At 66.8% G+C, this 20096-nt stretch carries 18 protein-coding genes and 1 pseudogene; 10 read left to right on the top strand and 9 right to left on the bottom strand.

All coding sequences use genetic code 11. The annotated features are described in order from the left end of the window. The first annotated feature begins 1 nt into the window (after position 1). The 4 genes and pseudogenes from ACF0H8_RS07045 (at position 2) to ACF0H8_RS07030 (ending at position 4244) form a co-directional block, all read left to right on the top strand. Positions 2-823 carry an IclR family transcriptional regulator gene (locus ACF0H8_RS07045; RefSeq protein WP_395288246.1) on the top strand — a complete coding sequence of 274 codons (822 nt, stop codon included), beginning with the start codon at positions 2-4 and terminating at the stop codon, positions 821-823. A gap of 88 nt (positions 824-911) precedes the next feature. Next, complete coding sequence (locus tag ACF0H8_RS07040; RefSeq protein ID WP_395288245.1) at positions 912-1748, top strand: MBL fold metallo-hydrolase; 837 nt, start codon at positions 912-914, stop codon at positions 1746-1748. Positions 1749-1803: 55 nt separating this feature from the next. Next, positions 1804-3225, top strand: coding sequence for an aldehyde dehydrogenase family protein (locus tag ACF0H8_RS07035; RefSeq protein WP_395288244.1), 1422 nt, complete (start codon positions 1804-1806; stop codon positions 3223-3225). Between the two features lie 122 nt (positions 3226-3347). After that, positions 3348-4244: pseudogene (locus ACF0H8_RS07030) on the top strand (IS5 family transposase). Between the two features lie 481 nt (positions 4245-4725). Here ACF0H8_RS07030 and ACF0H8_RS07025 read toward each other — a convergent pair. The 5 genes from ACF0H8_RS07025 to ACF0H8_RS07005 all read right to left on the bottom strand — a co-directional run bounded on the left by ACF0H8_RS07025 (position 4726) and on the right by ACF0H8_RS07005 (position 7524). Continuing rightward, positions 4726-5022 carry a hypothetical protein gene (locus ACF0H8_RS07025; RefSeq protein ID WP_395288243.1) on the bottom strand — a complete coding sequence of 99 codons (297 nt, stop codon included), beginning with the start codon at positions 5020-5022 and terminating at the stop codon, positions 4726-4728. Between the two features lie 95 nt (positions 5023-5117). Continuing rightward, a complete protein-coding gene (locus ACF0H8_RS07020) occupies positions 5118-5597 on the bottom strand; it encodes a pilus assembly protein (protein ID WP_395288242.1) in 480 nt (159 codons plus the stop codon). Beyond that, entirely contained in the window at positions 5594-6061 is a 468-nt protein-coding gene (locus ACF0H8_RS07015) for a TadE/TadG family type IV pilus assembly protein (RefSeq protein WP_395288241.1), read from the bottom strand. The genes ACF0H8_RS07020 and ACF0H8_RS07015 overlap by 4 nt, the downstream gene beginning before the upstream one ends. Before the next feature lie 37 nt (positions 6062-6098). Then, positions 6099-6299 carry a hypothetical protein gene (locus tag ACF0H8_RS07010; RefSeq protein ID WP_395288240.1) on the bottom strand — a complete coding sequence of 67 codons (201 nt, stop codon included), beginning with the start codon at positions 6297-6299 and terminating at the stop codon, positions 6099-6101. 310 nt (positions 6300-6609) lie between these two features. Beyond that, the gene (locus tag ACF0H8_RS07005) at positions 6610-7524 is read right to left on the bottom strand and encodes an FRG domain-containing protein (RefSeq protein ID WP_395288239.1); all 915 of its coding nucleotides are present in this window, start codon (positions 7522-7524) and stop codon (positions 6610-6612) included. Between the two features lie 102 nt (positions 7525-7626). Between ACF0H8_RS07005 and ACF0H8_RS07000 the strand changes: the two genes are divergently transcribed. Then, positions 7627-8985, top strand: a complete 1359-nt coding sequence (locus ACF0H8_RS07000) for a hypothetical protein (protein WP_395288238.1) — start codon at positions 7627-7629, stop codon at positions 8983-8985. A gap of 732 nt (positions 8986-9717) precedes the next feature. On the opposite strand, the gene ACF0H8_RS06995 is transcribed toward ACF0H8_RS07000, so the two are convergent. The 3 genes from ACF0H8_RS06995 to ACF0H8_RS06985 all read right to left on the bottom strand — a co-directional run bounded on the left by ACF0H8_RS06995 (position 9718) and on the right by ACF0H8_RS06985 (position 13459). Next, the gene (locus ACF0H8_RS06995; RefSeq protein WP_395288237.1) at positions 9718-11103 is read right to left on the bottom strand and encodes a DUF2510 domain-containing protein; all 1386 of its coding nucleotides are present in this window, start codon (positions 11101-11103) and stop codon (positions 9718-9720) included. A 465-nt stretch (positions 11104-11568) separates the two neighbouring features. Beyond that, positions 11569-12159 carry a hypothetical protein gene (locus ACF0H8_RS06990; RefSeq protein ID WP_395288236.1) on the bottom strand — a complete coding sequence of 197 codons (591 nt, stop codon included), beginning with the start codon at positions 12157-12159 and terminating at the stop codon, positions 11569-11571. Positions 12160-12561: 402 nt separating this feature from the next. Continuing rightward, positions 12562-13459, bottom strand: a protein-coding gene (locus tag ACF0H8_RS06985; RefSeq protein ID WP_395288235.1) for an IS5 family transposase whose coding sequence is annotated in 2 segments (ribosomal slippage) — positions 12562-13098 and positions 13100-13459 — 897 coding nt in all. Because the reading frame shifts where the segments join, the coding sequence is not laid out codon by codon here. Positions 13460-14434: 975 nt separating this feature from the next. Here ACF0H8_RS06985 and ACF0H8_RS06980 point away from each other — a divergent pair. The 5 genes from ACF0H8_RS06980 (at position 14435) to ACF0H8_RS06960 (ending at position 19199) form a co-directional block, all read left to right on the top strand. Beyond that, positions 14435-14857, top strand: coding sequence for a hypothetical protein (locus ACF0H8_RS06980; RefSeq protein WP_395288234.1), 423 nt, complete (start codon positions 14435-14437; stop codon positions 14855-14857). A 957-nt stretch (positions 14858-15814) separates the two neighbouring features. Beyond that, positions 15815-16555 carry a hypothetical protein gene (locus ACF0H8_RS06975; RefSeq protein WP_395288233.1) on the top strand — a complete coding sequence of 247 codons (741 nt, stop codon included), beginning with the start codon at positions 15815-15817 and terminating at the stop codon, positions 16553-16555. Between the two features lie 372 nt (positions 16556-16927). Next, positions 16928-17515, top strand: a complete 588-nt coding sequence (locus tag ACF0H8_RS06970) for a hypothetical protein (protein WP_395288232.1) — start codon at positions 16928-16930, stop codon at positions 17513-17515. 29 nt (positions 17516-17544) lie between these two features. After that, positions 17545-18442, top strand: a protein-coding gene (locus ACF0H8_RS06965; RefSeq protein WP_395290832.1) for an IS5 family transposase whose coding sequence is annotated in 2 segments (ribosomal slippage) — positions 17545-17880 and positions 17882-18442 — 897 coding nt in all. Because the reading frame shifts where the segments join, the coding sequence is not laid out codon by codon here. A 91-nt stretch (positions 18443-18533) separates the two neighbouring features. Beyond that, entirely contained in the window at positions 18534-19199 is a 666-nt protein-coding gene (locus tag ACF0H8_RS06960; protein WP_395288231.1) for a hypothetical protein, read from the top strand. Here ACF0H8_RS06960 and ACF0H8_RS06955 read toward each other — a convergent pair whose 3' ends face one another. Next, on the bottom strand, positions 19200-19988 hold the full coding sequence (locus ACF0H8_RS06955; RefSeq protein ID WP_395288230.1) for a hypothetical protein: 789 nt from the start codon (positions 19986-19988) through the stop codon (positions 19200-19202). Between the last annotated feature and the right edge of the window lie 108 nt (positions 19989-20096).

Here is a 20096-nt window from a genome sequence, read left to right as displayed (position 1 = left end):
CATGACCGACGATGAGGTCGTCATGCCCGCCACCAGCGCCCAGGGGGAGGACGCAGCCAACGAGCCAGCTGCCCGGCAGGGCACCGCACGGCGGCTGCTCGCCGTCCTGTTGGCTTTCGAGCAGGACACCCAGCCGCTGTCCCTGTCCGAGGCGGCCAGGCGGGCCGACCTGCCAACCTCGACGGTGCTGCGGATGCTGCGCGAGCTGTGTGACGTGCGCTTCCTCGAACGGGTCGACGGCAACCGCTACCAAATCGGCGCCCGCCTCTTCGAACTGGGGATGCGCGCGCCGGTCCAGCGCACCCTGCGGGAGGTGGCGCTCCCGGTCATGGAGGACCTCTATGGTGCCACGCGGGAAAACGTCCACCTCGGAATCCTGGACCCCGACGGCGTCCTCGTCATACAACAGCTGACCGGCAAGCGCTCCGTTCGTACTCCGGCGAGCAGCGGTGCCCGGCTGCCTGCGCACGCCACGGCCAACGGCAAGACCTTGCTCGCCTTCGCAGCACCACAGCTGGTCGAGCAGGTCCTCCAGCGTGGGCTACCGCGGATCACCCAGCACACGATCTGTTCGCGCCGGGAGCTGGAGGAACAGCTGCAGGAAATCCGCGAGCGTGGTTGGGCGATGGCCAAGCAGGAGAACTCGCTCGGCACGATGTCCGTCGGCGCGCCGGTCATCGGCCTCGAAGGGCACGCCATCGCCTCCCTGTCCCTCGTCGTGCCCGTCAACACGAGCACCGAGGTCCAACGCTTCGCCCACGCGGTGAGAACCGCCGCGAACACCATCTCTCGCCTATGGGCCCACACCCACCCCCTGCGCTGAAAGAAGAAGTGCTGCCGTGGGAAGGGGCCCCGCGGCACACCGTGTCCCATCACGTCCACACCGCGCTCCATCTAAGGGGTTCAATTCCATGACCACTACTGTCACCTTGACCGGCACCGGGACGCCGCGTCCGGCGCCGGGACGCGCCGGTGCCGGAGTCCTCGTCCAGCACCATGACGAAAGCATCCAGATCGACGCCGGACGGGCCACCGCGATGCGCCTCGCAGAAGCGGGGCTTGCCTGCAACAGGCTCGACGCGCTTTTCCTCACTCACCACCACTCCGACCACGTCATAGGCGTCCCGGACCTCCTCATCAGCCGGTGGGTCATGGGAGCGACCGAGCCGCTCGTCGTCGTCGCGCCGGACGGGCCCCTCACCGAATTTGGCGGGCACGTCTTGGATCTTTGGGCCGAGGACCTGCGAATCCGCCAGGAGCACACCGGCCGCGCGCCCATGCCTGCGCCTGCGTGGCGGGCGTTCGACGCCACCGGGCGGCCGACCGTGGTCTGGGAGGGGCGCAAGGTGCGCGTATCTAGCGTGCTCGTCCAGCACCAGCCGGTCGAGCCGGCCGTCGCCTATCGGGTGGACACCGACGCCGGCACGAGTGTGGTGGTCAGCGGTGACACTCGGGTGTGCGACGGCGTCAGCCAGCTCGCGCACGGCGCGGACGTCCTCGTTCACGAGGTTGTCCGCCCGGCGCTGCTGGGGAAGCAGCGCGGCTACATCGGCGAGTACCACGCCGAGGCAGTGGCCCTGGGCGCGCTCGCAGCGGAGGCCCGCGTCGCCCGGCTGGTCCTCACCCACCTCGAGCCGGCCCCAACCACGCCAGAGGACGAGGCGGCGTTCGAGAAAGACGTCCGCGAGGGCGGGTTCACCGGTGAAGTCGTGGTCGGCCAGGACCTCTCCCGCGTCGTCATCCAATGATGTGCGCCCGGTACCGCAAGCAATGTCGACTACTTAAAGAGCTAGGCGGTTGCGCATGACTGAGTGGTCCGAGTCCATCTACATCGACGGGTGGCGTCCCGGCTCCGCCGGCACGCTCGACGTCACTGAGGTCGCCACCGGCGAGACCCTTGCGGTGGCAGGTCTGGCTGGGGCGGATGACGTTGACCCCGCTGTGCGGGTGGCCGAGGCGGCACAGCGGGAATGGGCGGCACGTGGCGCCGAGGAGCGCGCCGAAGGGCTCGAGCGGCTCCGGGACGTCATCGCTAGGCACGCCGAGCGCCTTTCTTGCTGGCTGGTGCGGGAGGCGGGAGCCACGCGGCAGAAGGCCGAGCGAGAACTGAGGGCCGCCCGCGCCGAGCTCGACCACGCCACCAACCTCGCCCGCTCGCTGGCCGGCCGCCAGGTCACCACGGAGGAGCGGCAGCACGTGGTGAACCGCTTGGCGGTAGGCGTCGTCGCCGTAATTACGCCCTTCAATGCCCCGCTCGTGCTCGCCATGCGCGCGGTCGCGCCGGCGCTCGCCGTCGGCAACGCCGTTATTCTCAAGCCCGATCCCCGCACGGCGGTCTCCGGAGGGCTCCAGTACCCAGCCCTCCTGGAGGATGCGGGCCTGCCCGGTGGCCTCCTGAGCGTCCTGCCTGGCGGCGCGGACGTCGGGGCGAGACTGAGCGACCACCCAGGAATCCGCGCCGTCCTGTTTACCGGCTCAACTGAAGCGGGACACAAGGTCGGCGAGGCCGCCGGCCGGACGCTCAAGCGGGTCGGGCTCGAGCTCGGGGGCAACAACCCAGTGATAGTCCTCGAAGACGCGGATCTCGAGGCGGCCGCCACTTGCGCTGTGACGAGCAGTTTCCTTCACTCGGGGCAGATCTGCATGGCAGCCGGGCAGTATCTCGTGCACGAGGCGGTCTACGGGGAGTTCGTCGAGCTCATCGTGGAGAAGGCCGCACGACTGCGGGTCGGGGACCCCTGGCGTGACAACACGGTCGACATGGGTCCGATCATCGACGACCGCTCGGTCGCTCGCCTGGCCCGCATGGTGGAGCGATCAGTCGGCGAGGGCGCCGTCCTCCGGCTGGGCGGAACACCGACCGGCCGGTTCTTCCCCGCAACCGTGCTCAGCGATATCGCGACGGAGGCGCCTGCCTGGTGCGACGAGGCGTTCGGGCCGATCGCTCCTCTGAGACCCGTAGCAAGCACCGAGGAAGCCCTGACCTCGATCCGTCGCTCGGCCTTCGGCCTCGTCGCGGCGATCCACACGGTCGACATCGACCGGGCCCAGGCACTCGCCGCTCGCATCCCGGCTGGCACAATTCGCATCAACGACGTCACCAACCACGACGACCCGCGAACGCCCATGGTGGGCTGGAAAAGCTCCGGAAACGGCGCCGCCTTCGGCGGTGCGGAGATGCTCGACCTCATCACGACGGTGAAACTGACCTCGGTTCGTCGCTGAATCGGTGGGGAACTACCCCAGCCCCTCCCCCACCATGGGGCCAAAATCGATCCGCCCCAGTCCTCAGTTGCCCTAGGGCGTGTCTCCCAATAGTCGAGCCGGTGGACTGAAACGCTGCGGTGGTGTCACGTTATGCCGTGCTGACGGATGCCCAGTGGGAGTTGATCGAGCCGTTGATGCCGTCCTCGGAGGGCCGTCGGGGACGGCGGTTCCGGGACCACCGGGCGGTGGTGGAGGGCATCGTCTACCGCTACCGCACCGGGATCGCCTGGCGGGACCTGCCCGAGTGCTTCGGGCCGTGGCAGACGGTGTGGAAGCGGCACCGCCGCTTCAGCGGCGACGGGACCTGGGACAAGATCCTCACCACCATGCTCGCGCAGGCGGACGCGGCCGGCCTGGTCGACTGGGAGGTCTCGATCGACTCCACGATCAACCGTGCCCACCAGCACGCCACGAACCTGCCGAGGGACACAGGGGGACCTGTCGAATTACATGAAACCCGGCGAGGAGCCGCCTGATCACGCCATCGGCCGCTCCCGTGGCGGACTGAGCACGAAGATCCACCACGTCTGCGACGGCAACATGCGCCCGCTGGTGATGGTGCTCGGACCCGGGCAGGGCGGGGACTCGCCAATGTTCGAGCACCTGATGAACTCTGTGCGCGTGCCCCGGCTGGGTCCTGGGCGGGCCCGACCACGCCGGTGCGGGCCCTGGCCGACAAGGCCTACTCCTCCCGGGCGAACCGGGCGCTGCTGCGCCGGCGCGGCATCCAGGCCGTCATCCCCGAACGCTCCGACCAGATCGCCAACCGCAAACGCCGCGGTTCCAAGGGCGGCCGGCCCGTCACCTACGACACCGAGGCCTACAAGCGGCGCAACGTCGTCGAACGCTCCTTCAACGTCTTCAAGCAGTGGCGCGCCCTGGCCACCCGCTACGACAAGCTCGCCCTGACCTACCGCGGCGGCGTCGTCCTGCGAGCGATCACCATCTGGCTCAACGCATTAAGAGACACGCCCTAGCCGTCCCACGTTGGAGCTGATGCCCAACGCTTCAGACGCAATAAGCTGTCCGGGCCCCCATTGTCCTTAGGCAAGACACAGACCTTCACCCGATGCGGGTGCTGACCAGCCATCCCGACGTGCGGCAAGTCACCCTCGATAGCTCCAGCACAGGAGACGAAGGCATGAAACAAGGCGGCGGCCGTTGACGAATTGCCCAATGAAGGTCCTCGAGGTCTTGGATTCGATAGCGAACACGTCGGTTACCCGTCGGGTTCCGACGCACCCACACCGAGCTGTCTGGCACTTTGTCCATCTCCGCCCCCTACAGGTCCAACCCGCTAAGAACAGTGCGGTGAATTTCCTGAGGCAACTCTGTACCACAACAGATCCAAGAGACGTTCGTCCACAACACACATAAGAAGTCCCCGGATCCGCGGCGCAGGGTGCGAGACTCTCGGCGTGTCCCCAAGGTTCCGGACCGCCCCCACCGCAACGACCGTCACAGCGAACCCCGAGCGGCTTTTTGCCGACCTGCTCCGCAAGCGTGGTGGCGGTGACGAAGAAAGAAAGAACAAGAAGAGTAGGCGCCGGGCAGCGAACATGAAGCCGTGGACGTGTCGGTGAGCGAGTCCTGGGAGGCGTAGTAGGCGGCGGCGTCCATCGCGTCCGCGGCGTCGGCCGCCGCCGCGTCCGCCAGCGCGAGCAGCCGCTTGCGCTCGATGTGCACCGCCGACGCGCTCGCCACCACAAGCACCAAGGCCAGCACGAGCACTCCGAAGGCGAGGCTGAGCAGCATGATGTGGCCGCCGTCGCCCGTGCGACTGGCCGGTCCTTGCCAACCGCACCGGCCGCCGTCGCCGGTGCGGCGGGCCGGTCCTTGTCCACCGCCGCTCAAGGCGCCTCCCGGTACTCGCTCACGACCGCCAGGTGCGCCGCGGCGACCGGCACGTGCACAGGCACCGCGACGCCGACGGAGTCCGGGACCAGGGGCAGGTCGACGTCGACGCCGACCTCGACGAGCACCTGCGCCCCCGGGCCCAGGCACGGATCCTCCACGCAGGTGGCCCGCAGGGCCGTCTCGCCGTCGACGTCGAACCCCTGGTCGGCGAACGCCACCTCCACGGCCCGCCCGGCGCGCGCGGAGGCCTCGGTCATGTCCGCGGCCTGCGCGATGATCCGCCCAGCCTCCCGGGCCGCACCCTCGGCGGCGAACGTGGCCGCCTGCACGCGCGCAAGCGTCAGGATCAGGTACACGAGCGGCACCAGCAGCAGCACGCTCACGCCGAGGAACTCCACGACCGCGCTGCCCCGGTGCCCGTCGCGCAGGACCGGCCAGCGGCGGCGGGCCGCGGCCCCGCGCCGGTGCGTCACGGCGCCTGGTCCTCCACCACGGCGTGCCCGCGGACCGTGACCACGCCCGCCGGCCCCACCAGCCCGAGCACCGGCAGCGGCGCCGTCACCACCACCTGGACCCGCTCGCCGGCTCCGTCGGGCACGGTGCGCGCCGTGACGTCCCCGGCATAGCGCTCGGAGAGCGTCAGGCCGATCAGCTCGCGCGTGCGGGCGGCGCCCGCGTCGAGCGAGGAACCGGCCAGCGCGGCGTGCCGGGCCCCCTCGGAGGCGGAGTCGATGAGGGTGTTGCGCACGTGCAGCGCGAGCGTGAGCTGGACCAACGCCATGATCACCACCACCAGCAGCACCGACACGAGCAGGAAGTCCACCAGCGCCGAGCCGCCGTCGCCCGCGCCGCCGTCGAGGCGGCGAGCGCGGGATGTCCTTCTCGAGCCGGTGTCGCGAGTCTTCCCGGGGCGGTGCCGGTCGGATGGGCGCGTCACGGTCGTCGTCCCGCCGGTATCTCCTGCGCGGGGTGCCTCAGAAGCTGAGGACCCGGTTCATCGCCGTCTGGAAGACGTTCTCCAGCGCCGGTCCCGCCAGCGCCCAGATGGTGATGACGAGCCCGGCGGTCATGAGCGTGACGAGCACCCAGCCCGGCACGTCGCCTCGCTGCAGGTCGGGCCGTCGGCCGGGCGGCGCCGTCCGGGCCGCGAGGAGTGTTGCGAGCCTGGTCCACATAAGTCGTGCCTCCTGGTTGTCGGTGCGGCGCGGCGGGTCGGCGCCACGGCGCGGCCAGCGCGGTCACAGGCCCACCCGCAGCACGGCGAGCCCGGGGAAGATGGCGAAGAAGAGGCTTGTCGGTTGCCTACGGCCGCGAGAGTGGCCGCCGCCGCGAACTGTGGCGCTACCGTCCCACATTGGAGAGACAGCCACGGCGTGACTAGCGGAGCTGAGAGTATGCGCGCTGGTGCGTCGTGCCCGTGTTTCGACCTCTTCCTTCCGCCACCACCGCTGCCTCGATTCGGGGCCCAACGGCGGAGAGCTGCAACTAGTCGAGTTGCCCACGCAGAAGCGCTTCACGGAACCCGTCGACGTCGGGAAAAAGTACGCGACGTCGACGGTTGTATGTGCGCTTCAGCGGGTCCCGGAGTTTGTCTTTCACGGCCGCGGGGATCACGATCGCACAAAACGGGAGGTTGACCGGCCTTCCTGGACCACCTGCAGACGCCAACAACTTCTTCAACTTCTCCTCGCCTGGAGCCGCGCCATCTGGGTTGAGCCCAAGCACTCCCGGCACCCTGTGCCGCTTAGGAACGGCGCTGCCTAGAAAAAACCCCTCCTGCGCCTTCATTCGCTCGTCCGGCAGGGCAGGGAAGGCCCTAAAAATCGCTCGAGTCTTTTCAGACTTCGTCAGCGCTTGCTCGTACGTGGCCCCCAAGGGATGAGTCATGTGTCCCCAGGTCTGCCCCTCCGCATGCTGAAACGTCTCGTACCACTCCGTACTCGTGACGTCGACCGCGAATAGCACGCCTGGACTTCTCCGCACGTCTCCATTGCCGTCGGGGCGGTGCTCCTCCGTGGCGAACCACAACGCGGTCATAGGATTCGAAGTGACGTCGATAAGCCGGGTGGGCACCCCGTGATGCTGAAGCACTGCAAGAAGATGCAAGTCCGTCGCCGACGGCCCCAAGTCGCGGCCGAGTCCCCAGCGTCGCGCCTCCTTGATGATCTCGAGTTCGGCCTCGCGCATCGTCGCCTCCGTAACCTCCTGCCCATCCACGGTGAGGCGCCGGTATAGCGACGAACTGAAGGCGTACGCGGAGTCGTTTTGGCCACGCCACGCGTAAGTCCGGTCCTTAGCGAGGAGTGCGATGTGACTGATCAGCCGAAGCACTTGATGAGGGGTGTCGACTTCGATGCCCCATCCGTGAGCAAGCCAGTTGTCGAAGGTTGGTGGTTTCACGAAGGCACCCTATTGGCTATGACTGCTAACCGGATTGGCCCTGCCCTTCCCGGACCACCATGAGTGACTGGCTATCGGTCGGCTGAGCCATATGGTTCTCGCGTGAGCGTCAACAAGGGGCATGGGGCGGCGAAGGCGGCCGCGAACGAGCTGGCGGCCGAGTACGCGAGCCGGCGCGATTACCGCACCCTGCACGCACTGTTCGCCGACGGGGTCCACGCCCTAGCGCACGTCGTCGCCGCCGGCGGACGCATCACCCGAACCGTGTGGAGTATGCCCGACGAGTTCGCTCAGCACGGCGCAGACGCCGCCGCCATGTTCGGCGACCGAAGCCTCATCGCCGAGCTGCGGGCTCTCGCACCACACTTCTCCGGGACCAACGCGGACGCGGACTGCTACGCCGACCTCGTGGATGAGTTCAGGGCAATCCGCGAGGTCGTCGGCGACAACCCAGGCATCGGTCAGAGCGAGATCGCAAGGCGGGTCAAGCCAGACACCGACAAGCCGGACTGGCGCGTCGTCCACGGGGTGTACCTGCTGCGCATGGCCGGCGAGCTGGTCGAGCAGGTTCGGTCCGGGCGCGTGTACGTCTGGCTGCCAGGCGATCCCAGCGCTCCTCAGGATCGAGGCCGCGAGGAGCGTGCGGCAGCGCTGGCGGCTCTGCCCTTCCCGGAAGCGGTGCGCGAGCGTATCGCGGCCCTCACGGCCGCCTGGGAACAACTGTCTGCCTGGAGCGACGGGCTCACAATCCACGACATGCCCCGCTACCCGCGTGGCATGGATGCGCTGGCTTTCGCGCTGGTGGGGGAACCGTTCTGTTTCCTCGACGAGGTGACCACCGCAGACCTTGCCCGGCTGTGGGCCGCACAGACGACTACGCGCGCGACACCTGACCCGGACCCCGACGGCGCACTGCTCCGCGCGGCGGATACAGCCGGTCCAGCAGTCCTCTTCTGGGTCGGGGTCCTCGCCTGCTGCCACCGCACCTACTGCGCTGTCGTTGCCGAACCAGCGATCAACGAACTGCCGGCCTACCAGCACAACCTGCGCGAGACGCTCGACAAGCTTGGGCACGGCGTCGACGAGGCCATCTACGTCGATCTGATGGCGGCCGATGAACGGCACCAAAGCGCGCTGGGCGACGACCAGTACCTGGAGGGCGAGGCGCTGATCGGCCAGCTTAGGAGCAGCTTCTCAGAGCTGCTCCAGGTAATCGGCAGCCACCGGCGGCGCTGGGACGACCGGCACCTGGCCGCCTACTTCGAGACCTTGTGGCGCACCGACGCCCTGGCAGCCCTCGACGAGCTCCGGACAGCCGAGCATGCGGCCGCTCACCTCACCCGCGCGCGGCGCAACAAGATCATCAAGCACTGCGCCAACAGGTGGTTCGGGGGCGACGCCGACGTCTTGGCCAAAGTCCTCGGTCTACCGGAGAAGGTGCCCCAGCTGACGAGGCGGTGAGCAGACGGCTGTAGAGGTGTCCCCACAACAGCCTGGCCCCGTCACATTATAGTCATCCCTTAGCCTGGTTAAGCACCCGGGCTCCGGGTTCGCCACTGTGGCGGCTGTTGACCTGTTCCTCGCCGAGCAATACCGGGCAGCCGTACGCACAGTGAACCGGCAGCCACTGCGCCACCTGCCACGGCCCCAAGGCGCACCTCACCGAAAGCACGAGAAGGGGCGCGACGCTGCACTCGACTGAACTGCTGAACGTAGCCTGAAGCACTCAGGGCACTCGGACCTCCGCGCACAGGAACTCGTTGTAGGTGTGCACCTCCCGCGCCCCGATCCGAGATCGACGACGGCCGGAACCGTGATTAGCAGCCGTGTTCAGGTGTGATTCCCGAGCTAAGCGTGTGAATCACCCTTCCTGCGAAGCAGGAAGTCGTTGAAATTTGGGATAACGCGAATGCCCCGTTCGCGGGTGCGAAGCGATGCGCCTGCCGCCCCGCTGTTTGAGACGGTCGGCATGGTTAACGACCTGACTGACGACTTCGAGCTTGTAACCCCACTCGACCCTGCTGCGCTTCCGACCTGTCTCTCCCAGTTCATGGTCGCGATGTGCACCCTCGCGGACGTACCAGGCACCACCGGGGTCCCCGGCCAGGCCCCGTCCTCGGGCAAGTTCGTCGGGGAGTTCGCCGTTTGCCACCATGCCTGTTGCCTTACGGCGGTCGCGTGGGCTGAGCCGGCCTACTCGGGGACTACCAGGCCCGCAGCGAGGTCGTCGGGGATGTAGCCGAGGTTGAGCAGTTTCAACTCACGAGTCCGGAACGTTCTCGGGCGAACCTCCGCCTCGCGGATGCGGATCGCGAGCTCGGCCTCCACCATGCCCGCAACGACGAACAGGTCGATGGTCCGCTTGTACGGCTCGCGCCAGGGCTGCAGACCGCTCCAGGGCTCCTCGCCCCGCGCGAGAAGCTCGTTTCTGCACTTCACGACGTGGTTCTCGCCGGCGTCCATCCAGGCGAGGAGCCACTCGAGCACTGGCGTGGGGACGGGACCTTTGCCCGCGCTGGCCGTGATCTCCGCCAGTCGATCCCAGAGTTCGAAGCGGCGATCCTCGTCGTCCATGATCTCCCAGGTCTCGCGGGCGACCGCCAGCGAGACGCTCGGCGTGTGAACGAAGTGATATCCGGAGCTCGTCTGGACCTTCCGGGTCCACCAGCGTCCGTCGTGGAAGCGGGCGTACCCGACGCCGAAGGGGTCGGGATACCAGCCGGGCTCCCTCGTCAGCGGCACATATTCCAAGGCTGCGGCCCGCGCGTCCGCGAGCCGGATGTAACGCGTGCTAGGAGGCGCCGTCCCGACGCTCGGTGGCGCGGGCTGCACTGTGCGGGAGGTGATGCCCAGCGCCTGCGCCAGGCGATCGCTCGTCCGACTCCAACTCTTGATGTGCATCTGGTTGATCTCGAACAGGCGGAGGTCGTACTCCTTTGCGAGTCGCCGTTTGCGCTCAGTGATGGCGTCGTACTCCGCGTTGCCGGCCAGTCCGAGGAACTCGATCAGCAGGTCCCCGACGAGGAAGTCGGCACGCAGATCGGAGTCCGGGTATCGCGGCTCCCTCTCGTGGTCAATCTCGTTGGCCGTGAGCCAGTCGTCGATAAGAAGTTCGCCGAGGGAGTAGCAAAGGTGGCCGTCGGTGGCTCGGGACTGGATCCCACGGCTGTTCTCCCGCGTGTCGGGCTCGGCCACTCCGGCGGCCACCAGCGCACCGGCCCAGGAGCCGTAATGCCAGCGGACCTTCCGGATGGTCGGCATGTCGCCCGCAATCGTGACGGCCTGGACGAGCCGGTCGAGCGGAACGTCGCGGAAGAAGATCTCGCGCCGCCAGCCGCCGTGCACGGGAAGTCGGCCGACGAGGTGGTCGAGCCGGCGGAGCTGGTCCAGAAAGCGTTCCTGGGTGAAGTTGTCGTCGACAATCGCATCCCCCTTACCGGCCGCCTGCAGGCAGACCTCACAGACCACGTCGAGGAGGGCGTCGGGAAACGTGTCGTCCCACAAGTCGAAGTCGTCCGAGCTGGTGGTGGGACCGATGAACTCGCCGCCGCAGCAGGCGCACGGCGACTTAGAGGGCACGGCGCTCACGCTACCGGCCGAGGCGTGTACTTCCGCCATATCCCGTCGCGCGGCGCGACCGTGGCACGCGCATGGTCCGCGTTGTAGGTCAGCACCCGTGCGCGGTCGTCAGTCTCCCTAGACTGCTGCAGCCACTCCTACGACTGCTCGCCCCCTCGCCCCCGGATCTATTTCGCGCCAGCCACTGCCTCGCCTTCGGCGAGCCCGTCGTCGGATGACTGTGCGTCGGTAAAACTGGCGCCCGCCGCAGCAAATAGAACGAGTCATGGTCTGACAAGACTCATACGGGTCCGGCGCTTCTTCACGCTGCCGGACCTGATGTTCATAGTTCCGTGGACACCCGCTGAAGCGTCGACGCACAACCTCTACGGTTGGCAGACCGCCCTCCTTCTTCGCCCCCGATATTCATGGGAATGCTCGTAAGTCCCCAGGGCAACAGGCGTCGACCGCCGGTAGGACCGACTCTCAGTCCTCCCAGTATTCGTCGTTCCGTGAATCGAAAGGATCATTTCGTGAATCTGTATACGGGTCTCCCGGCTCGGGGTCATAGAAATCCGGTTCATGATCACCGTCGCGGTCATTCGTGTACAGGTCAGGCGCACGGTCCTTGTCATCGGGTATACCGTCGAGGTCGGCATCCAGCTCAAATATCGGCTCTCGGTAGAACTTCCGCCTCATCTGCTCTCGTAGAAGTTCCTGGATGAGTTGCTCGTTATTGCAAGTCGACGGAGGTTGTGGCGTCGCATTTCCGGCGGGTGGCGCACTATATGGCTGCATGTCGACGCCGTTCAACAATCCGTCCCCATCGGCGTCCAGATTATTGTCACCCAAGAACGTGTCGAGATGATCGGCAATTCCATCACCGTCGAGGTCGAACGTCGTATCATCACTGCCCGGATGCTTATCTTGCGCATTTATGACGGTGTCACCATCACTATCAGCGTTATCGGCCTCGTAGGGCCGCAGGTCGGCGCTATTCCGCACGCCGTCGCCGTCACAGTCCTCGGTTGGAAGCGCCTGGTTACAACATTGACCGACCCGGATCATCTCGCTCACACTCAAGTCGCCGGGCGCGCCCGCTCCCTAAATTCCGCCGCCACCTCCATCTTCCACTTCTTGGTCGCCGCAGCCGCTCAGCGCCGTCGCGGATAGTGCAATTCCTACTGCTATCCGCGTGACAGCGGCGCGAAGGATCTTCAAACCGAGCGATCCGAACCCAAGTTCAGCGTCACCCTTCGCAGGGGTCGGACCCTGCCGTCAACCTCAAGGCCGGTGAAGTGCAGTTCTTCGAGGGCGCTGAGTGTGGCGCCTCGCCAACATGAAGGGTGGCGAAGCTGTAGCGACCTGCAACTCACGCCCTGCTCCCCATCCCGTCGTGCATAGTTAAGGTACGAGCGCGCAACAAACCGGTCGGCCGGCACGGAGACAATTGCGCGCCGGGAGATGGGGCGACGACTGCTAGGGCGTGTCTCTTAATGTCTTGAGCCAGATGGTGATCGCGCGGAGGACGACGCCACCGCGGTAGGTCAGGGCGAGCTTGTCGTACCGGGTGGCCAGGGCGCGCCACTGCTTGAAGACGTTGAAGGAGCGCTCGACGACGTTGCGCCGCTTGTAGGCCTGGGTGTCGTAGAACACCGGGCGGCCGCCCTTGGACCCGCGGCGCTTGCGGTTGGCGACTTGGTCGGCGCGTTCGGGGATGACGGCCTGGATGCCGCGCCGGCGCAGCAGCGCCCGGTTCGCCCGGGAGGAGTAAGCCTTGTCGGCCAGCGCCCGCACCGGCGTGGTCCGGGCGCGTCCTGGTCCCAGCCGGGGCACGCCCAAGGAGTTCATGACGTGCCCGAACATCGGGGAGTCCCCGCCCTGGCCGGGGCCGATCAGCATCACCAGCGGGCGCATGTTCCCGTCGCCCACGTGGTGGATCTTCGTGCTCAGCCCTCCGCGAGAGCGGCCGATGGCGTGATCAGGCGGCTCCTCGCGCAGTTTCATGTAATTCGACAGGTCCCCCTGTGTCCCGGGGCAGGTTCGTGGCGTGCTGGTGGGCACGGTTGATCGTGGAGTCCACCGACACCTCCCAGTCGATCAGCCCGGCCGCGTCCGCCTGCGCGAGCATGGTGGTGAGGATCTTGTCCCACGTCCCATCGCCGCTGAAGCGGCGGTGCCGCTTCCACACCGTCTGCCACGGCCCGAAGCACTCAGGTAGGTCCCGCCAGGCGATGCCGACCCGGTAGCGGTAGACGATGCCCTCCACCACCATGCGGTGGTCCCGGAACGGCCGACCCCGCCGCCCGCCCGAGGACGGCATCAACGGCTCGATCAACTCCCACTGGGCATCCGTCAGCACGGCAGTACGCGACACCACCGCAGCGTTTCAGCCAGACCGCGCACCCTTTAGGAGACACGCCCTAGTTGAGGTGGACTGCGGGGCGGCTGAAGCGCCCCTACCATGCGCTGCCACCCACGGCTCCCCGTCTGGGTGGGAAGTCAGCGCGCATGCTGCGTGACGCGGTCTGGGAAAGGTGGACGGACTGAGCGGGTTCCGACGCGCTAGGGCGCGACCGGTTTGCGGTCATCGTCCCGGACCGGACCGACGGATGGATTGAGGTATAGATTGCGGGCGCTGATGCGTGCCAGGATCGCGAAGAAGGCAGCAGAAACGTGCTCTGCACCATGCGCCGACAGCGGAGGTGCTTGATAGCGATCCCTGGGCGCTCCGAGTCGGGCTCGCGTCGTCGGCCGGCGCGGCGTTGACCCTCACCCCAGTGCCCGTGCGGAACCAAGCCGGCGAGCGGGGCGGCGTGGGCGTCGCGCTGGACACTGAAGTGCCACGCAAGATCGGGTGGCCGCTACCTCGCCGGGCGGCTTTCCGCCAGGTTCACGGACTCCCTCGCGTGGGCCTGGATTGCGTGCGCCGAAGTCGATCACCCCGAGTCCAACGTCGAGGCGGTCTCGGACGGGGCCGCCAGACTGATCATTCGACTCACCGGATCAACGCTCTCGCCCGTCGCTCGTCACGCTGTGGAGCAGGCAGGTCTGCAGTTGAGTACACCTGATGTATGAAAATATGAACTCGACATCGCGGCCTTTGACTTTGAGGGTGTAGCGCGGCGCGCCGATCAGTTGGTCCTGCCTCGAGGGAAGGAGTCGAAGCGCTCAGGATCAGTGGCGACCAAGCGACTAAAGCTTGCACGTGACCGCGGTACGCCGCCGAGCCGGGCGGCCGGGTGGTCACCGTCGTTATTGCCCCACAGATTAAGGGCTTGCCCGAACCGGCCGATAGGAGTGCACTAGTCGATGCCACAACCGACCTGGGGCGGCCATGATAGTCGACGCCGTGAAGCAGCACGCCGGTCTTATCTGGGGTCTTATAGGCGCGGCCATCGCGGCTCTGGGGACGATCAGGACGCTGATGTCGATCTCGACCGGCGCCGAGTTCACTCTGCAGAAGGCTGGCTTCTACGTGGGAGCCGCTGCAGTAGTCACCTACTTCGGCGTAGTTATGGCGATCATGGCGGGTGGCATCCTTGTCCTAGTCGGGACCCTTTTGCTCGGCGAAGATAGGGTCGAGCAGTACGCAATGGTTCCAATATTGGTCGTCGCGGGAGCCGCGGGTCTGGGCTTCGCTGCAACGTTGGTGTTCTCGGACTGGCTAGTCTACGAAGACACCGACTCTTTCGGCCGAGGCGCCTTCGCGCTTCTCGGCCTCGCGGTCATAGCCGGGACTATTCACATGTGGCGCAAGCACAAAAATCCGTAGGCGACGCCACAGTAAGTTTCGCCCGGTGTCGGCTGTTCGCGAGGACTTGGTCGCCATCAGCCTCAAATTGACGCCCGCAATCGAGGCACCCCCGCGATTGCGGGAACACCCATCGCCGTGGCCACTACGCGCCCGCCTCAAAGAAGCACCCCCGGTTACGGGGGAAGACCGGTTCGCCGCCGGCTGGCGCTTGTGCCCGCATGGAAACACAACAGCGGCTGGCGACTCCCCTTAGCCTGCCGGAGGAGATGGCTTTGGCCTGGTGACGTTCCGCGTCACACTCGAGCGATGGTTGGCGGTACAAACACCTTGCCAGCGTATGACAGGGCTTACCAGAAGAGGTTGAGACACATCGGTCATGAACGCCGGAGCAGACCAGTGACGCCGGCGAGGAGCAGAGCTGTCATATCCCATAGCCAGGCTCTGAAGACAATGATCCCTTGGGAAAGGAGGCCCGAGGTCGTCGGGCTCCACGACTCGACTTGCCCAAGCTCTCCCACGGGAAGTGCTACCTCGAGCGCGTACGGGCTCGGGCGGTAGCAGGGGTCGTCGGCTGCGAGCTGCTGGCAAGGGGTGACCTCAGTAATGCGTGCCCCGCTGGTTGGGCGCCGCTCGAATGCTGGGGTGGCACGGAGTAGGGCAGGCATTGAGAAGCTACGAAGGTGGGCCTACACATGCTGCGGGAACCCGGCCCCAGGAAAGCCGACAGCGGTTAGCGGGAACCACCCGCTAGGCCTTACGGGCTCTCGGTCACCGGACGCGCGTAACGCATCCAGTCGTACACCACGGCGAGCTTCGCATACTGAGTCGACCACCAGCTGTACTGGCGGAGGCGTCGCTCGTTGTCGCGGAGTGTTCGGAGACCCTCGACGTCCGTGGTGTGCATCGGCAGGCCCCATGGGTTGTCGAAGATCCAGTCACCTGCGTCACCGCGCGGTCGACAGTACCTTCGCATTCATGACACAGCCCGACGAGCGGTCTAACGGAACGCAACGCCAGCAGTTCGACCAACTTCGCCACGCAATCGCTCAAGCGCTTACCAACGACCCCTCCTTCAAAGAACTCTCGCGGAACATCAGCCTGCTCACGTGGAAGGCCGTCCCCGCTGCCCAGCTGCAGCAATGGTCCTCCTCGATCCGGGCCGCCGTGCAGCCCATGCTCCAGAACGCGGAGGTGGCAGCTGGCCTGACAGCATCTTTGAGCCGGAGCTTGCAAGTCATGAGCATGGCCACCTCCCGTGCGATCGAGCCGGCGCAGATCGAAGGCGTCCGCGCACTCCTGGACTCCTTTGCCCAGCAAATGAACGCACGCCATGCCTCGTCGAGCCTGCTCGATGCGACAGGCCAGCTCGAGAAGGATGAGGTAATCGACGTTGCGGTAGTCACTGACGGCGATCCGGAAGCGGAGGCATTCGCTGATTCCTTACTCGAAGTCATCGCGCGAGAAGCACCCGAGGTCGCACAGGCCATTGACGAAGCCGCCGATGCAGCATCTACTCCCTGGGGCAGGACGAAGTCGCGGCGCGTGCTAGCCAATGTCGTGTTCGTCGTCGTGCTCGTCGTCATCGTCACGGGTACGGCTGTGCCCCCACCGTGGAATCTCATCGCGGCAGGCGTGCTGGGAATCCCCGAAGCGTTCGAGCGTCGTAAGCAGGTCCTCGAGGCAGGCGGCGATGAGGAGGACAAGGCGCGAGAGTAGCCGTTCGCCGAGCGCCTCGCCAACGCCCGGCCGCCCATAAGGAGGCATGACAAACACACGCTGTCCCACCGTCACATCTCCGCGCACCTTTCGGTCCTACCTCCAGGCCTGCGACATCCAGAGCTCGTGGTTCGCGTCGTTCCCCACATCGCGGATTCGGTCAACCCCACGGCCGCATTATCTGTTTTGTGGCCGGTTGCCGAGATGGACAGCCGTAGGCCACGTGCTGCCTGTGTCTGCGTATGGGCTCGAACCTCGCAGCGGCGAAGGCGCTCGCGTCCCACGCTCGCCTAATCTCGCGGCGGTGTGCGGTCACGACGTCCGCACTCAGAGTGCCGACGCCTATGCTCTCTCCAAAACTGAGGAGCTGAAGTGAGAGTCGTCGCCATCTACGAACTGCCGGTTCCCATCTGGATCTCGACAGAAGTTCTCGGAGAGCACATCACCAGCGGGTTTGGGTCGGTCATGTTCGACGTAGTCATGCCTAGCCCCGACGGCCCTGTCGGTGCCGCGCCGGTAGTCGAGGGCGTCGAGATACCGACCCATCAGGCAGGCTCGGGCGAACTCCTCGTCTGGACTCAGCGGTTCGCGGCGTTCACGCCGGACGCAGATGCCGAGTCAACTGCGTTGTGCAGGATCATCGTGCAAACCCGACGCCAAGGCGGGATATCGAACGAGCCTTATCACCTCGCTCGTGTTATAGATCCGTGGTTCAACGCGGTGCGTACCTGGGTTGAGGCAATCACCGGCCAAGATCTCGACCCGAATCACCGGATCTATGACGCCACTGCCCTTGGCGCCAACCTCACAGTGTTAGAACCAGTCCTTGACAACGACGGCCCCATTGCGTTTACGTTGACCACGCCGAGGATCATCCCGGTTTCAGCGGCCAGATGGCGTCATATCATGGCTCAAGTCGCCGCCGGCGAAGAGCCGCCGCTAGGGCGTGTCTCCCAATAGTGGGGCCGGTGGACTGAAACGCTGCGGTGGTGTCACGTTATGCCGTGCTGACGGATGCCCAGTGGGAGTTGATCGAACCGTTGATGCCGACCTCGGAGGGCCGTCGGGGACGGCGGTTCCGGGACCACCGCGCGGTGGTGGAGGGCATCGTCTACCGCTACCGCACCGGGATCGCCTGGCGGGACCTGCCCGAGTGCTTCGGCCCGTGGCAGACGGTGTGGAAGCGGCACCGCCGCTTCAGCGGCGACGGGACCTGGGACAAGATCCTCACCGCCCTGCTCGCGCAGGCGGACGCGGCCGGCCTGGTCGACTGGGAGGTGTCGGTGGACTCCACGATCAACCGTGCCCACCAGCACGCCACGAACCTGCCGAGGGACACAGGGGGAGCTGTCGAATTACATGAAACCCGGCGAGGAGCCGCCTGATCACGCCATCGGCCGCTCCCGTGACGGACTGAGCACGAAGATCCACCACGTCTGCGACGGCAACATGCGCCCGCTGGTGATGGTGCTCGGACCAGGGCAGGGCGGGGACTCGCCAATGTTCGAGCACCTGATGAACTCTGTGAGAGTGCCCCGGCTGGGCCCTGGGCGGGCCCGGACCACGCCGGTGCGGGCCCTGGCCGACAAGGCCTACTCCTCCAGGGCGAACCGGGCGCTGCTGCGCCGGCGCGGCATCCAGGCCGTCATCCCCGAACGCTCCGACCAGATCGCCAACCGCAAGCGACGCGGGTCCAAGGGCGGCCGGCCCGTCACCTACGACGAAGAGGCCTACAAGCGGCGCAACGTCGTCGAACGCTCCTTCAACGTCTTCAAGCAGTGGCGCGCCCTGGCCACCCGCTACGACAAGCTCGCGCTGACCTACCGCGGCGGCGTCGTCCTGCGAGCGATCACCATCTGGCTCAAGGCATTAAGAGACACGCCCTAGGGCCGCCCGCATCCTCGAAGGCATCCGCCGGGAGTGCGCTCGGCGCGGCCACGGGTTCGGCCCGCCCGCCGGCGAGGGTGGTCACTTCGGGGTGTCGGTCGACGAGGACGCGACCACCTTCATGATCAGTGAGGAGGAGGCGGTCGTTGAGACGTACCCCGATGAGGAGATCGCCGGCAAGAAGTACCCGTGGCAGCGGGTGAGTCGCACCAAGGTCACCGTCGCCTCCGGGCGGCTCACCATCCGCGCGCTGGGCGCCGGGTACCAGCCGGTTCGTTGGGCGGACCGGAAGCGCTGGCGCCTGGAAGACAAGCTCCCAGACCTCTTCTCCTACGTCGAAGATCAGGCGGCGTCCGCGCGCGAGCGGCGGGAGCGGGCCGCCGGAGAGCGTAAAGAGCGGCGCCTGCTGTGGGAGCAATCGGTCCCGGAAGCCCGCCGGCGCCTCCTGGGCCGCCTCAACGCCGAACGCGCGGCGAAGCAGTCAGCGTCCTGGCACGAGGCCGAGCGGTTGCGGGCGTACGCGGCGGCCGTCCGAGATGCCGCGAGCCGGGCCGAGGATCGGAGCCTCTCCCGGCGCCTGGCGGCCTGGGCAGGGTGGATCGACCGGGAGGCGCGCAGGCTTGACCCCCTCGCGCGCCCGGAGTCGGTCGGGTTCGCGGTCCCCGAGTCGCTCAGCACCTACGAGCTCGACAAGTACATGCCGCCCGGGATGACGGTGCGCCATCCGCCCGGCGAAGAACCCGAGCGCTGGCGGTAATCAGGGCCGCCGGCGTAGTTCCTCGACCGTCACGCCGAGATCACGCTCGATCCGCTCAGCCTCCCGGTGGTTGACGGCCCGCCTGAGTGCAGCCGTGGCCGTGAGAACAAGTTGGCCCAGCCGAGCCACCTCCTTGCGCAGCTCCTTGAGCTCATCTCGCCGCTCGACCGCCTCCTGGCCACACCACGAGCGCAGCACGTCGCGCCACGGGCGGCCGAAGTGTTCCTCATCCGCCTCCTGGAAGTACTCCGGCTCCAGGGTGTGGGTGCGCCCGTCACGAGTGATATAGCGCTCCCCGTAGATCTTCTTGCGGCTCGCCTCCGCCTCGTCCTCGTCGACGTGCGCCAAGATCGGTTGCGGGTCACGGGAAGCGGCGGTCCGTGCGATTAGTTCCGTCACGCTCCACGGCACCACATGGTTCCCGTCCTCCTCGAAGACGAGCGGGGAGGAAGTCAGCCGGCTTGTCTCGAATCCGAGGAAGCGTGCGAGGCCCTCGACGTCGTGGATGACGGAGACGCCCTCCGTGGCTGCGCGGTGCTCGAGGCTGACGAGGTCGTGGTTGATGAGCATGTCGAACACCGTGCTCGCGGCGAGTTCCTCCGGGGTGTCGCGCCGGTCCAGTTCGCTCGCCACCGCCTCCCAACGAGCTTCCCGCGCCTCGTAGGCCGCTACCTGATCCCACGGCGCCTTAAGCCGTCCGGGAGGCACCCATTCTTCTAACCCCTCGAACCTCTCCTCGATGAATCGGACCTTCACACGAGCTGGGCGAGTCGTGCCGATCTTCTCCACGGCCACCTGCACCAAGGGGTCGACGCCCCTGGCGCGGTAAGCCCACCGCTCACCGACATGAACGTCGGGTCGCGCGTGTGCCACCGGTGCCCTCCCCTGCAGTGTTCG

The organism is Georgenia sp. AZ-5 (genome assembly GCF_043952095.1).
Taxonomy (GTDB): domain Bacteria; phylum Actinomycetota; class Actinomycetes; order Actinomycetales; family Actinomycetaceae; genus Georgenia.
Note: the sequence above shows the minus strand (reverse complement) of the source record. Positions and strands in the feature narration are given on the sequence as shown.